The organism is Pseudomonas koreensis (assembly GCF_012986595.1).
GTDB lineage: Bacteria > Pseudomonadota > Gammaproteobacteria > Pseudomonadales > Pseudomonadaceae > Aquipseudomonas > Aquipseudomonas koreensis.
In genome coordinates, this window is the sequence record NZ_JAAQYM010000005.1 from 534,685 (window position 1) to 548,423 (window position 13,739).

12 protein-coding genes are annotated in these 13,739 nt (G+C 63.5%); all 12 read right to left on the bottom strand.

Going from position 1 to position 13,739, the window contains the following annotated elements; genetic code table 11:
• Positions 1-106: 106 nt before the first annotated feature.
• Positions 107-1,117 carry a FecCD family ABC transporter permease gene (locus HBN98_RS18275; RefSeq protein WP_083367151.1) on the bottom strand — a complete coding sequence of 337 codons (1,011 nt, stop codon included), beginning with the start codon at positions 1,115-1,117 and terminating at the stop codon, positions 107-109.
• Positions 1,114-2,061, bottom strand: coding sequence for an ABC transporter substrate-binding protein (locus HBN98_RS18280; RefSeq protein ID WP_083367150.1), 948 nt, complete (start codon positions 2,059-2,061; stop codon positions 1,114-1,116). The genes HBN98_RS18275 and HBN98_RS18280 overlap by 4 nt, the downstream gene beginning before the upstream one ends.
• Entirely contained in the window at positions 2,058-2,846 is a 789-nt protein-coding gene (locus HBN98_RS18285) for an ABC transporter ATP-binding protein (protein ID WP_083367149.1), read from the bottom strand. Before HBN98_RS18285 ends, HBN98_RS18280 begins: the two co-directional genes overlap by 4 nt.
• 111 nt (positions 2,847-2,957) lie before the next feature.
• Complete coding sequence (locus tag HBN98_RS18290; RefSeq protein ID WP_083367148.1) at positions 2,958-5,081, bottom strand: TonB-dependent receptor; 2,124 nt, start codon at positions 5,079-5,081, stop codon at positions 2,958-2,960.
• A gap of 150 nt (positions 5,082-5,231) precedes the next feature.
• Positions 5,232-6,611, bottom strand: a complete 1,380-nt coding sequence (locus HBN98_RS18295) for a PepSY-associated TM helix domain-containing protein (RefSeq protein ID WP_083367147.1) — start codon at positions 6,609-6,611, stop codon at positions 5,232-5,234.
• A 127-nt stretch (positions 6,612-6,738) separates the two neighbouring features.
• Positions 6,739-8,859: a TonB-dependent copper receptor gene (locus HBN98_RS18300; protein WP_083367146.1), complete on the bottom strand. Its 2,121-nt coding sequence runs from the start codon at positions 8,857-8,859 to the stop codon at positions 6,739-6,741.
• An 85-nt stretch (positions 8,860-8,944) separates the two neighbouring features.
• Complete coding sequence (locus HBN98_RS18305; RefSeq protein WP_083367145.1) at positions 8,945-9,391, bottom strand: DUF2946 domain-containing protein; 447 nt, start codon at positions 9,389-9,391, stop codon at positions 8,945-8,947.
• Positions 9,392-9,412: 21 nt separating this feature from the next.
• On the bottom strand, positions 9,413-9,892 hold the full coding sequence (locus HBN98_RS18310; protein ID WP_083367144.1) for a copper chaperone PCu(A)C: 480 nt from the start codon (positions 9,890-9,892) through the stop codon (positions 9,413-9,415).
• A gap of 48 nt (positions 9,893-9,940) precedes the next feature.
• Entirely contained in the window at positions 9,941-10,339 is a 399-nt protein-coding gene (locus HBN98_RS18315; RefSeq protein WP_064585766.1) for a DUF2946 domain-containing protein, read from the bottom strand.
• 325 nt (positions 10,340-10,664) lie between these two features.
• Entirely contained in the window at positions 10,665-11,393 is a 729-nt protein-coding gene (locus tag HBN98_RS18320; RefSeq protein WP_083367143.1) for a cobalt-precorrin-6A reductase, read from the bottom strand.
• Positions 11,390-12,487, bottom strand: a complete 1,098-nt coding sequence (locus HBN98_RS18325; protein WP_083367142.1) for a cobalt-precorrin-5B (C(1))-methyltransferase — start codon at positions 12,485-12,487, stop codon at positions 11,390-11,392. The genes HBN98_RS18320 and HBN98_RS18325 overlap by 4 nt, the downstream gene beginning before the upstream one ends.
• A complete protein-coding gene (cbiE, locus tag HBN98_RS18330) occupies positions 12,480-13,691 on the bottom strand; it encodes a precorrin-6y C5,15-methyltransferase (decarboxylating) subunit CbiE (protein ID WP_083367141.1) in 1,212 nt (403 codons plus the stop codon). Before cbiE ends, HBN98_RS18325 begins: the two co-directional genes overlap by 8 nt.
• Positions 13,692-13,739: the final 48 nt, after the last annotated feature.

Here is a 13,739-nt window from a genome sequence, read left to right on the forward strand (position 1 = left end):
CTGTAGGAGTGAGCCTGCTCGCGATGGCGTTCTGTCATCCACATTGATGTCGAATGTGCCGCCGTCATCGCGAGCAGGCTCACTCCTACAAGTTGATTGTGCTGGATCAGCGGCGGCGCATCAGGCCGATGAAGAACAGGCCGCCGATAGCCGCGGTGGCGACGCCGATAGGCAGGTCTTCCGGCGCGATCAGGGTCCGCGCGGCGACATCGACCCACACCAGAAACAGGCTGCCGAGCAGTACACAGGCCGGCAGCAATCGCCGGTGCTCGGCGCCGACCAGACGCCGGGCAATGTGCGGCACCATCAGCCCGACAAAACCGATCGAGCCACTGATCGACACCAGCACGCCGGTCATCAGCGAGGCGATCACAAACACCCGCAAACGCACCGCCCGGGCATTCAGGCCGAGGGTCACGGCGGTCTGCTCGCCGGCCATCAGCGCGTTCAACGGGCGGGCCATGCCCAGCAGCAAACCGAGGCCGAGCAACACGCTCAGGGCCGGCACCGCCAGCAGTTCCCAGCGCGCCAGACCGAGACCACCAAGCATCCAGAACATCACCGCCGAACTGGCTCGGTGGTCGCCCATGAACAGCAGCAGGTTAGCGATTGCCATCATCACGAACGACACCGCCACACCGCACAGCAGCAAGCGATCGCTGTCGAGCCGGCCCTGCCGATTGGCAATGCCCAGCACCAGAAACATGCTCAGCAATGCCCCGATGAACGCGGCAATCGGCAAGGTCAGCAGGCCGACGATCTCACCGATGTGCAGCACCACGATCACTGCGCCCAGGGTCGCGCCGGAGGTGACGCCAAGCAGGTGCGGATCGGCCAGTGGGTTGCGCGTCACCGCTTGCAGTACCGCGCCGATCAAGGCCAGCCCGGCGCCGACCAACGCACCGAGCAGCATGCGCGGCACACGGATCAGCCAGACGATGTGTTCCTGCCCGGCGTTCCAGCTCACCTCGCCGAGGCCGAAGGTCTTGTGCAGCAGAATCCGCCACACCACGTCTACCGGCACCCGCGCCGGACCAAAGCCGAGCGAGACCACGCACGACACCAGCAACAGGGCGCCGAGGGCGGTCAGCAGCAGGGCGTAGCGACGGTCGATCATTCGCCGTGGAACCCCTTGGCCAGGGTTTCCACCGCCAGCACGTTATCGATCCCCGGCGTGGCCTGCACATAAGGGATGACGATGAAGCGCTGGTTCTTGATCGCTTCCACCGATTGCAGCGCCGGGTTCTTCAGCAGAAATTCGATCTTCTGCTCGGCGGTGATTTCGCTGTAGTCGACGATCACGATCACCTGCGGATTGCGTTCGACCACGGTCTCCCAGTTGACCCGGGTCCAGCTCGCGTCGACGTCATCGAGAATGTTGCGCCCACCGGCGGCATCGATCAGCGCTTGCGGCATGCCGAGGCGGCCGGAGGTCATGGCGCGGTCTTCGCCGCTGTCGTAGAGGAACACGCGCGGCTTGTCGGCGGGCAGGTCTTTGCGGATCTCGGCAACCTGCTGCTGCATGTCGGCGATCAGTGCGTTGGCGCGATCCTGCACGTCGAAGATCTGGCCGAGATTGCGCAAGTCGTTGTAGGTATCCTCCAGCGTCGCCGCCGGGCGCTTCATCACGAAGGCGCAGGATTCGGTCAGTTCGTACACGTTGATGCCCAGCGGCTGCAGAGTCTGCGGGGTGAGGTCACCGCCGACGCGCATGCCGTAATCCCAGCCGGCGAAGAAAAAATCGACGTTGGCATTGAGCAGGGTTTCCACCGACGGGTACTTCGCGGCCAGCTCCGGCAAACCGTCGAGCAGCGACTGCATCTCGGGCGTCACCGACTTCCAGCCGCTGACACCGCTGTACCCGGCCATGCGCGATTTGAGGCCGAGGGCGAGCATCATCTGGGTCATGTTGATGTCGTGGCTGACCGCGTGTTTCGGCGCCTCGCTGAAGCTCACGTCACGGTTGCAGCTGTGAACGGTCAGCGGGTATTTCGTGGCTTCGGCCGAGGCCTGGGCACTGCACAACAGAAGAGCGACGCAAAGCAGGGAACGCACAGTCATGGTCGGGTTATCCAGGTGATTCGCGGGTAGCCGTGGAGGGGGTGGGAGTCGATCAGCGCCTCGACGCCGAACACATCGCGCAGCAGCTTGGTGGTGAGCACCTCTTGCGGCGTGCCGCTGGCGACGATGCGTCCGTGGTTGATCACATACAGTCGGTCGCAGAACGCCGCCGCGAGGTTCAGGTCGTGGATGCTGGCGAGAGTGCCGATCTGCAGGCGCTTGACCAGTTGCAGCAGTTCGAGTTGATAGCGCGGGTCGAGGTGGTTGGTCGGCTCGTCGAGGATCAGCAGTTGCGGTTGCTGGGTCAGTGCCCGGGCGAGGATTACCCGTTGTTTTTCACCGCCGGACAGGGTGGCGAACGCGTGTTCTTCGAAGCCGTCGAGGCCGACGGATTTGAGCGCTTGCGTGGCAAGGTTGCGATCTTCCAGCGTGTCGCCATCGAACAGGCCTTTGTGCGGTGTGCGGCCCATGGCGACGACCTCTTCGACGGTCAGGCCGAAGGCGTCGGGGAATTCCTGCAGGACCACGGCGATGCGTTGCGCGCACCAGCGCGAGGACTGTTTCCAGACGTTGTGATGGTCGAGTCGGACCTCACCGTGTTCCGGTTGGCTGAAGCGATAGGCGCAGCGCAGCAGGCTGGTCTTGCCGCTGCCGTTGGGGCCAATCAAACCGACAAACTCACCGGCGGCCACCCGCAACGAGGCGTCACGCAGCTGGAACTGGTGATGGCAGTGGCCGTGGCCCAGAGGTGTCCAGGCGAGGTTGGTGAGGTTTAGCGAGGTCATCAAATTCTCATAAAGCGATGCTTGCCCCTGCAGGCGCTGCCGCAGGCTGCCATCTTTTGAAAGATCAAGATCAAAAGATCGCAGCCTGCGGCAGCTCCTACAGGGATTGGGTCAAAAGGTGTAATCCGCCGTGACGAAGAACGATCTCGGCTCGCCGAGCATCCATTGCTGGCCCGCATTGTATTGGCTTTGCGCGTACTGGCGGTCAAACAGATTGTTCAGTTGCAGGCCCAGCGTGGTGTTGCGCAGGGCTTGCCACGACAGTGTTGCATCGACCACGGTGTAACTCGGCAACTCGTTGCGGTTGCCCATGTCGGCGTAGCGCGCATCGACATAGCGCACGCCGGCGCCGGCCTTCAGGTCATCGCTGAGGGTTTTGTTCAGCCACAGGTTGGCGGTACGCCGAGGCACGTCCACCGGGCGGTTGCCGTTGTATGACAGGGTTTGCCCGTTGACCACCTCGGAGAAATCGTCGTACTTGGCCTTCACGATCGCGGCGTTGGCCTGCAATTGCCAGGCGTGCGGCAGTTGCAGATCAAGGCTGGCTTCCAGGCCGTTGGACGATTGCTGACCGACCTGCTGCTTGTGGGTCGGATTGCCCGGATCGTCGGTCAGCAGCTTCTTCTTGACGATGCGATAGGCCGCCAGGGTGAACTCGCCGCGCTGATCCCAGAACAACTGCTTCAGGCCGACCTCGGTCTGGCGTGCGCTCGACAGGTCGTATTGCTGTTGGCTCGGGCTCAGGGAAATCAGGCCGCCGATGCCGTCGGTGCTGGTCGCGACCTGCCCGTAGAACGAAGTCTCCGGCGTCAGCGCAAACACCAGTCCGGCCTTCCAGTTATTGCCGGTCAGGGTCTTGTCGCTCTGGCTGTCGTCGATCAGGTTGGTGCGATCCACCTGCACGTAATCGCGGCGCACACCGGTCACCAGCGACCAGCGCTCGCTCAGTTGCGTGCGGTTTTCGCCGAACAGCGACATCTGTTTCGTGGTGCTGTCGAACTGATCCCGGTACGGGCTGGCGCTTTCGAAGTAGCCCGGTTGCGGGTGATACGGATCCAGCGCCTGGCCGTTGGGCAGCACGTCGTTGAACGGCGAGTTGCTGTTGAGCTGGAAGCGGATGCGGTTGTAATCGACGCCGGTCACAGTCTGGCTGTCGAGGCCGAACAGCGAGTGCTTGAAGGTGAAGGTCTGGCGGTCGCCGACCTGCTCCTGTCGGTGGCCGATGCCGAAATAGCCGCTGCGGCTGAGTTGCTGGGTGGCGGTGTCGAAGTTGTAGTTCTCGGCGTTCTGCCAGCGGCGTTGAGCCTTGAGGTAGTACAGCTCGTTGCTGGCACTGACCGCGTCGTTGATCTGCCAATCCGTGGTCAGGCGCGTCCACTGATCGTTGTAGTGCTGCTGGTCGTCGCGCACGTTGTAGTTCTTGTTGCGCAGGCTGTCGTGCAACCGGCCGTTGATCAGCGGCGTGCCGAAATAGTTCTGCGGGCGCTGGTCGCCGTAATCGTGGGCGAGGGTGAAGGCCAGGTCATCGGTGGCCTGCCAGCGCAGGGCGGCGCTGATGAAATCGCTGGATGAGTCGCCACGATCGATCCAGCCGTTGCTGCGCAGGCGATTGAGATTGAGGCGATAACTCAGGGTATCGGTCAGCGAGCCACCGCTGTCGAACGCCTGTTGCTGACGGTCGTAGGAGCCGTAACCGACGCGCAGGTGGTTTTCGATTTCGCCTTCGAACGGTTTCTTCGGGATCACGTTGACCACCGCGCCGGTCGCGCCTTCTCCGTACAGCACCGAGGCCGGGCCGCGCAGCACGTCGACACGCTCCACCGACCAGGTATCGACCGGAAAGGTCACGGTGCCCATGCCGGTGTACAGGCGGTTGCCGTCATACAACTGCATCACCGAACTCTGCCCGGTAAACCCGCGTGCCTGCAACGAGGTGCCGCCATTGCCCGGCGTACCGGTGCGGCTGATGCCGGTGCTGCGCGACACGGCGTCCTGCACGCTGTGATCGCCACGGGCGCGGACCTGTTCGCCGCTGAGGCTTTCGACGCTGGCCGGGGTTTGCATGGCGTTGAGGTAAAGGCGCGAGCCGGCGGTGGTCGGCGTGGTCAGGCTGACGCTTGCGTCGTCGATGGCCGGTGCGCTGATGGTGCCGGTGGGCAGCAACAGCGCCTGGTTGTCGGCATGGGCGTTGTTCAGGCCGAACAGGCAGAGACTGGACAAGAGGTACTTGTTCATCGGGGCGGTGAATCACTTCTTCAAAAGAAAGCCCGCAACGTTTGGTTGCGGGCAGAGCGGCCTATTTGCGTTATACAGTAACACTAAAAATCGCCGGAGATTAAGCCCCGGCAGTTTAAAGATCTGTCTAAAACGCGCATCTCGCCTGCTTCACGATGAAGTTGAGGCGGATTCAGGTTGGCGCCCCAGGCGCGACAACAGCAGGCGATCCAGTAACCAGACCAGCACCAGCGAAGCGCCCACCAGCGGAAAAATCACCGCCAGCACCAGCATGATCGCCACGCCGGTTTTCCACTTCGGCAGGTCATGACGCAGCGGCGGCACGCCGAACTTGCCTTGCGGGCGACGCTTCCACCAGATCACCACACCGCTGACGGCGCTGAGCAGGATCATCAGGCAGATCAGCAGCACGACAATCTGGTTGAAAGTGCCGAACATCTTGCCTTCGTGCAGCATCACGCCGATTTCCGTGGCCCGCGCCACCGCGCCGTACTGCTCGAAGCGCACATCGGCGAGGACCTTGCCGGTGTACTGATCGATGTGCAGGGTGGCGTCGTTACGCGGGTCGTCGGCAAACACGGCGATGGTGAACACACCGGTGGCGGTGGTCGGCAGGGTGATGCTGTAGCCGGGTTCGACCTTGCGCTCGATTGCAATGTTCTGCACGTCTTGCAGGCTGATCGCGGGCGCGGCGGGACCGTGTTGCATGCCGCCGTGGGCCATGTGCTCGGCATGGTCGCCGGACATCGGCATCGGCGTGTTTTCCATTGCCCACGGCACGGTCTGGCGCGCAGCGTTGTTCAGGCTGCCGGCCTCGACGTCGGAGGTCGGCACGTTGTTCCACATGGCGGCCGGGAACACGTTCCACACCTGGGCGTACTGCTTGCCCCAGAACCCGGTCCAGGTCATGCCGCTGAGCAGCATCACCAGCAGCAACGCTGCGCCCCAGAACCCGGTGACCGCGTGCAGATCACGCCACAACACCCGACCGCGGCTGTTCAGCCGTGGCCATAGAATGCCGGCGGCCTGCCCCCGCGGCCACCACAAGAACACCCCCGACACCACCAGCACCACGCCCCAACCGGCGGCGAGTTCGATCAGCCGATCACCGACGGTGCCGATCATCAACTCACCGTGAACGGCGCGGGCGACGGCTTGCAGGTTTTTCTTCGCGTCCTGCTCGCCGAGGATGTCGCCGTGGTACGGATCGATGAACACGTTGAGTTCATGACCGGCGTTCTTCACCACGAACTGCGCGCTGCGTTCGGCGTTGGCCGGCGGCAGGTACTGGGTGATCTGGCCCTGTGGATAAGCACTTTTCACCCGCTGCAGCAGGTCATCGGCCGGCACCGTGTGATGCCCGGCCGGAACGTTGAGCAGGCTGCTGTACATCAGCGCATCGAGTTGCGGTTTGAACAGGTAGACGATGCCGGTCAGGGCCAGCATCACCATGAAGGGCGCGACGAATAATCCGGCATAGAAATGCCAGCGCCAGGCCAGGTTGTAGAAGTTCGTTTTGGGCTTTTGCATCACGTGTGCTCCGCTTGGCGAATCATTTTTTTTAGATCAAAAGATCGCAGCCTTCGGCAGCTCCTACAGGGGGCGCGCGCTCCTGTGTAGGAGCTGGCGCAGCCTGCGATCTTTTGACTTTTTCTTATCAGAAGCTCATGTCGACCTTGGTCCAGAGCGTGCGCCCCGGCTCATTGATCGCTTGCGGGTCGTTGGCCGGGTAGCCGAAACCAGCGTTGCCCGCCAGGTTCAGATGCTCGGCGTAAGCCTTGCCGAACAAGTTGTCGACGCCGGTACTGACCTTCCAGTGTTTGTTGATCCGGTAAGCGCCGTTGAGCGAGAACACGCCAAACCCGCCGCTCTTGTCGTAGTCCTTGCCGACCACGTTGCCCTTGTTCTGGTCGATGCGGTTTTGCGCCGCGACCACGCGCCACAGCGCCCCGGCGCTCCAGTTGTCTTCGCTGTAGGTGAGACCGAAACGCGCATCCAGCGGCGGCATTTGCGGCAGGGCCTTGCCGTCGCTGCTGTTCTTGCCCCAGGCGTAGGCCAGGGTCGCGTCGGCTTTCCAGTTGTCGGTGAGCTTGTACGCAGCGCCGAGTTCGCCGCCCATGATCCGCGCGTTGATGTTCTCGGCGCTGGAAGTGCTCATGCCCATCATCGTCGGCGTGTAGTCGAACAGGATGTAGTCGCGCACCACGCCGATGTAGCCCGAGGCCCAGGCTTCGAGTTCGGCGGTCTTGTAGTTCACGCCGAAGTCGAACTGGGTGGTCTTTTCCGGTTTGATCGAGTCGAACGCATTCAGCGAACCGGCCGGGCCGGACTTGGGCGAAAACAGCTCCCAGTAATCCGGGAAGCGCTGCGCGTGGCCGAGGCCGGCGTACAGCGTGGTCGGGCTGTCGGCGAGGTCATGCTCGTAACGCACGAAGCCGCTTGGCAAGGTGTCGGCACGGGTGTCGTCGGCGGTCGGATTTGGCCGGCTCATCATTCCGGAGCCAATGCTCTGCCGATAATCCTTGGCCGACGCGCGGTCGACCCGGGCGCCGCTGATCAGACGGTCACGGTCGGCGGCGTACCAGGTCATTTCGCTGAACACGCCGTAATTATGGAAATCGGCGTCCTTGGTGTACGGCTGATCCTTGTAGGTGTCGATGCCCATGCCGCTGCGCTGGCGGTGCTCGTTGGTCTGTGCGTCGAGGCCGGTGATCAACTGGATGTCGGCCCAGCGCCAGGTTGCCTTGATCCGCGCGCCGAGGGTGCGGCGGTCGACGTTGGACGCCATGGGCCCGGCCATCATCCCGGTGCCGGACGGCGTGCGCAGGGTGTAGTTGTCCATCACGTGGTCGGCGTAGTTGTAGTAGACCTGCGCTTCGAACTTCTCCAGCACATCAGTGATGTTGGATTTTTCGAAGCGCAGCCCGAGGCTTTCGCGCAGGAATTGCGAACCGTCCATGCCGCGTCCGGCGTAGCGCGCTTCGCCGTCGCCCTTGCCGGCGGTGAGTTCGATCAGGGTGTCGGCGTCGGGCGTCCAGCCGAGCGCGATGTCACCGTTCCACTTGTCGTAGCGCGACGGCACGGTGTCGTTGTTGCCGTCGCGATAGTCGTCGGAGTGCGCGGTGTTGCCGATCACTCGCACATAGCCCAAAGGCCCGCCGGCAGCAGCGTCGACAACCTTGTCGAAGCGTCCGTTGGAGCCGGCCAGCACGCTCGCGTTCAGCCGGGTACCGAGTTCGCCGAAGCTTTCCGGTTCCCGGTCGAACAGCACCGTGCCGGCCGAGGCGCTCGGCCCCCAAAGCACGGTCTGCGGGCCTTTGATCACCGTGAGTTTGTCGTAGGTTTCCGGCGAGATGTACGAGGTCGGTGCATCCATGCGGCCGGGGCAGGCGCCGAGCAGCATGCTGCCGTTGGTGAGGATGTTCAGGCGCGAACCGAACATGCCGCGCAGCACCGGATCGCCATTGGTGCCGCCATTGCGCACCAGGGCAAAGCCCGGAATGGTCTTCAGATAATCGCCGCCGTCGCTGGCCGGCACCGGTTGGCGTGGGTCCTTGGGATTGGTGACGATGGTCAACGGCGAGCTCGGGGCGATCGCGGTGATCACCGTTGGACTGAGTTCATCGTTGTGCCCGGCGTGGTCATCGGCCAGCACCAGCGGGGACAGCAGGACGCCGCAAAGGACGGCGGTAGCGTGCGAGAAACGAATGCGCGATTCGTTCAAAGCGAAGGACGCCCGAGCAGCGCTCAAACGTGGAACAGCGGAAAACCTGGACATGACAATTTCCATCAAACAGTCGTAAACGACACGGCCGGCAGCCTGGAGCTGTCTTCTCAACCGTGTGCAATCAAAGGTGCGGTGTTTACGCGGCGATGGGCGGGGCGCGGGTGCGGGCGCCGGGAAAGAAGGTTTGCCGGGCATGGCCCAGGCGCGGGGAGGGCGGGGTGAAGGTGTTGACGTGAGCGATGCTGAACGTGGCGAAGCTGCCGCCACCGGTCAGCGCCGGGCAGTTGAACAGCAGGCTGCAATAACCGCACTTTTCCCACAGGGCGTGGTGCGAGGATTGCGGCGGACAATGTTCGGCGCTGGGCTGCGCGTCATGACCGCCGTGATCCATGCCCGGCATGTCCATCGACATGTCCATGCGCATCGGCATGGAAGTCGAGGCGTGCTGATCCATCGGCATCGACTGAGAAATCAGCGGGCCGATGAAGATCATCAACATGGCGAACAGGGCGATCCAGCTACCGCGGGTCAGAGCCTGGCTCTGGCGATGCTTGCTGGACGCCCCGGTGCGTTGCGGGCGCACGGGCGGGGTCAGCCGGATCGATTACTGGGCGTGTTCGTGCGCCATGCTGTCTTGCGGTGGTTTCTTTTGCACCGCGACTTCGACGGTTACATCACCGGCCTTCTCGAAATGCAGGGTCAGCGGGAAGCGCTTGCCGTCGCTGAGCAGGCTGCGGTCTTTCGGGCTGAGCAGCATCACGTGATAAGCCATCGGCGCGAACGTTACCTTGCCGCCGGCCGGAATCAGCACGTTGGGCACCTGCTGCATTTTCATCAGATCGCCCTGCATCACATGCTCGTGCAACTGCGCTTGATCAGTGATCGGCGAATCGACGCTGAGCAGACGGTCGTTGGTCTTGCCGGGATTGCTGATCACGAAGTAAGCGGCGACGTTCGGTGCGTTGGGCGGCAGTTCCTGTGACCACGGGTGAGCGATTTCCAGCTCGCCGGCCTTGTATTCGTGGGCATGGGCAAAGCACGCCGGCAGCAACAGCGCAGCGATAACGATGAGTTTGTTCAACATGGCAGTTCTCCAGAACGATTTGATACGCAGGTCAATTGCGAGAACAAATCAAACCAGAGGCGAGGCGCGGGGATTGAGGCTCGGCCATTGCTGGCGCGGGGTGGGTGTTTGCAACGAGGGCGGCGCTACGCTGCGATTGCTTTCGTAGCGGGCGAAATACAGCTGCGGTGTATGACCCGGCAACGCCACCAGCGGCGCTGAACCCGAGCAGCACCAGCAATGCTGCATGTTGGAATGGCTGTCGTTGGACGGGGCTTTCTGCTCCGTGGTGCCGATGTTGATCGCCACCATCTTCGTCCCGCTGCCGGTGCAGAAACTGCTCCATAGCAGCTGTTCGGCCGGTGAACTGGCCGCCTGTGCCATCGCCCCGGTCATCGGCATGGCGAGCATGTTGAACAGCACTGCAAAGCAGGCGATCCAGGCAATGGCTAGCCGGTGTCGGTTCATGGGACAGATCCGTTGGGTGGGCGATCAGGCGCGGCTATTTAGCCTGATCAGGGCCGATAAGTAAAAAGGCGTCGTGCGGTTTGGTGTCGCAGATCAATCAAAAGGAGTGTAGCGGTTGAAGTTCGCAACGCCAGACTCATCCTCCTATCCTGTAGGAGCTGACGAGTGGAACGAGGCTGCGATCTTTTGATCTGTTTTTTAACGTTCAGAAAACGAGCGGTCAGATCGCACGCCTTCGCCCCTGCCATACACAGACTATGCGGTCGCCGCCGACCACTGTGGGAGCGGGCTTGCCCGCGAAGACGTACTCGAGATCAGCATTTGGTCAAAGTCGGGTGACGGAGGCAAGTGCAGCGAGGACTTCAGCTGTTGTCTGAAACTCCCGATCAACCCCCGGCAACCCCGGCCGCTTCAACACAATCACCGGTACCCCCAACTCCCGGGCCACTTCCAGCTTCGGCTCGGTTGCGGTGCTGCCGCTGTTCTTGCTGATCAGCACATCAATCTGCCGCCGTTCGAACAGCGCGCGCTCATCCCCCAGCAGAAACGGCCCGCGCGCGCCGATCACTTCGCAGCGTTCGTTGCCGGGGTAGACGTCGAGGGCGCGCAGGGTCCAGAACTGCTCGGCGGGAATTTCGTCGAGGTGCTGCAGTGGTTCGCGGCCGAGGGTGAACAGCGGACGGCGGAACGGTTTGAGGGCAGTGATCAGTTCGGCCCAGTCGCTGACTTCGCGCCAGTCATCACTAGGCTGCGGCTGCCACGCCGGACGGCGCAAGGCCCAGCAGGGGATGCCGGCCAGGTGGGCGGCGCTGGCGGCGTTCTGGCTGATCTGTGCGGCATAGGGATGCGTGGCGTCGAGCAGCAGATCAATGCCTTCGTCGCGAATGAACTTCGCCAGACCTTCAGCGCCACCGTAACCCCCGACGCGCACCTGACAGGTCAGATCCGTCGGCACCCGGCCAACACCGGCGAGGCTGTAGATATGTTCTGGCCCGAGCGTACGGGCAATCGCCAGCGCTTCGGTCACGCCGCCAAGCAACACTATCCGCTTCATGCAAAACCTCCGGCATGCCCGACAATCCCGCCCTGACGATCAATCGCAAACACCTCGACCTGCACCTGCGCCGGCACCACGCTGCGGGCGAAATTCAGCGCGTTGCGACAGACTTCATCGCCGAGGGCGATGCCCGCCGCACTGGCCATCGCCAAGGCCTGCTGACTGGTGTTCGCCTCGCGAATGCCTTGCTGCAAAACCTCATCAGCGCCAATCGCCGCGGCCCACTCGGCCAGTTGCGGCAAATCGATGCTCGAATGTCGGGAGTGCAGGTCCATGTGCCCGGCCGCCAGTTTGCTGATCTTGCCAAACCCGCCGCACAGGCTGAGTTTATCCACAGGCACTTTGCGCAAATGCTTGAGCACCGCGCCGACAAAGTCGCCCATCTCGATCAGGGCGATTTCCGGCAGGTCGTAGACCCGGCGCATGGTGTCTTCGCTGGCGTTGCCGGTGCACGCGGCGATGTGCAGGTAGCCGTTGGTCTTGGCGACGTCGATGCCCTGATGGATCGAGGCGATGTACGCCGCACAGGAGAACGGCCGGACGATGCCGCTGGTGCCGAGAATCGACAGACCGCCGAGAATGCCCAGACGCGGATTCATGGTTTTCAGCGCCAGCGCTTCGCCGCCCTCGACGTTGACCGTGACCTCGAAACCGCCGGCATAACCGCTCTCGGCGGCGAGCAGCGTCAGGTGATCGCTGATCATCTTGCGCGGCACCGGGTTGATCGCCGGCTCACCGACGCCGAGCACCAGCCCTGGCCGGGTCACGGTGCCAACCCCTGCGCCGGCGATGAAGCGAATCCCCGGCTCGGCCAGCAGCCGCACCTGCGAATAGAGCAGTGCACCGTGGGTCACGTCCGGGTCGTCCCCGGCGTCCTTGATGGTCCCGGCTTCCGCGCCGGCTTCGGTCAGTCGACAGAACTCCAGGCGCATCTGCACTTGCTTGCCCTTGGGCAAGACGATCTGCACCGCATCCGCCGAGGTGCCGCTGAGCAGCAGACGTGCGGCGGCGAGGCTGGTGGCGGTGGCGCAACTGCCGGTGGTCAGGCCGCTGCGCAGGGGCGCGGGTTGTTCGGCGGTTTCGTCACGCATCGAGAGGTTTGACCAGGTCGAGCAAGGTGATCGGCAGCGCCTGGCGCCAGGTGTCGAACTCGCCCAGCGGCTGTGCCTGGGCGACATGGATGCGGGTCAATTCGCCGCCATGGCGTTCGCGCCAGTTCATCAGGGCCAGTTCACTTTGCAGGGTCACGGCGTTGGCGACCAGCCGGCCTCCGGGTTTGAGCTGTTCCCAGCAGGTTTCGAACACCCCTTCACGGGTCACGCCACCGCCGATGAAAATCGCGTCCGGACGCTCCAGCCCGGCGAGCGCCTGCGGTGCACGGCCGCGAATCAGTTGCAGGCCGGGCACTCCCAGCGCATCGCGGTTGTGTTCGATCAACTGCTGACGGCCTTCGTCGGCTTCGATTGCCAGCGCCCGGCAACCGGGATGCGCGCGCATCCATTCGATGCCGATCGAGCCACAACCACCGCCCACATCCCACAGCAGCTCACCGGGAATCGGCGCGAGGCGCGCCAGGGTGATGGCGCGCACATCACGTTTGGTCAGTTGGCCGTCGTGACGGAAGGCCGAGTCCGGCAGGCCGGCGAGGCGCGACAGGTGTGGGGTATCGGCGTCAGCGAGGCATTCGACAGCGATGATATTCAGGTCGGCCAGCGGCGGGTCGTTCCAGTCATTGGCGGTGCCATCGATGCGCCGTTCGGCGTCGCCGCCCAAGTGCTCCAGAACGCTGATACGGCTGCCGCCAAAACCACGCTCGCGCAATAACGCGGCGACCGCCGCCGGACTTTGTCCGTCATTGCTCAGCAACAGCAGACGCACACCGCTGAACAACTGCGCATTAAGTGCCGCCAGCGGCCGGGCCACCAGCGACAGCGTCACGACCTCCTGCAACGGCCAGCCGAGACGCGCTGCCGCCAGCGCGCAAGAGGACGGCGCGGGCAGGATCAGCATCTCGTCGCTCGGCACCTGCCGCGCCAGGCTCGCGCCGACGCCATAGAACATCGGATCACCACTGGCCAGCACGCAGACCGCCGCGCCACGCTGCTCCAGCACCGGGGCCAGGGAGAACGGGCTCGGCCACAACTGCCGTTCGCCGCGAATGCACGCCGGCAGCAGGTCCAGCTGACGTTGCCCGCCGACGATCCGCGAGGCGCCCAGCAGAGCGCGCCGGGCATTCTTGCCCAGGCCCTTGAAGCCGTCTTCACCGATACCCACAACCGTCAGCCAGGGTGACATCTATATTCCTCTAAACATGCTGATCCGACGGGCAGACTTTTCATGCCG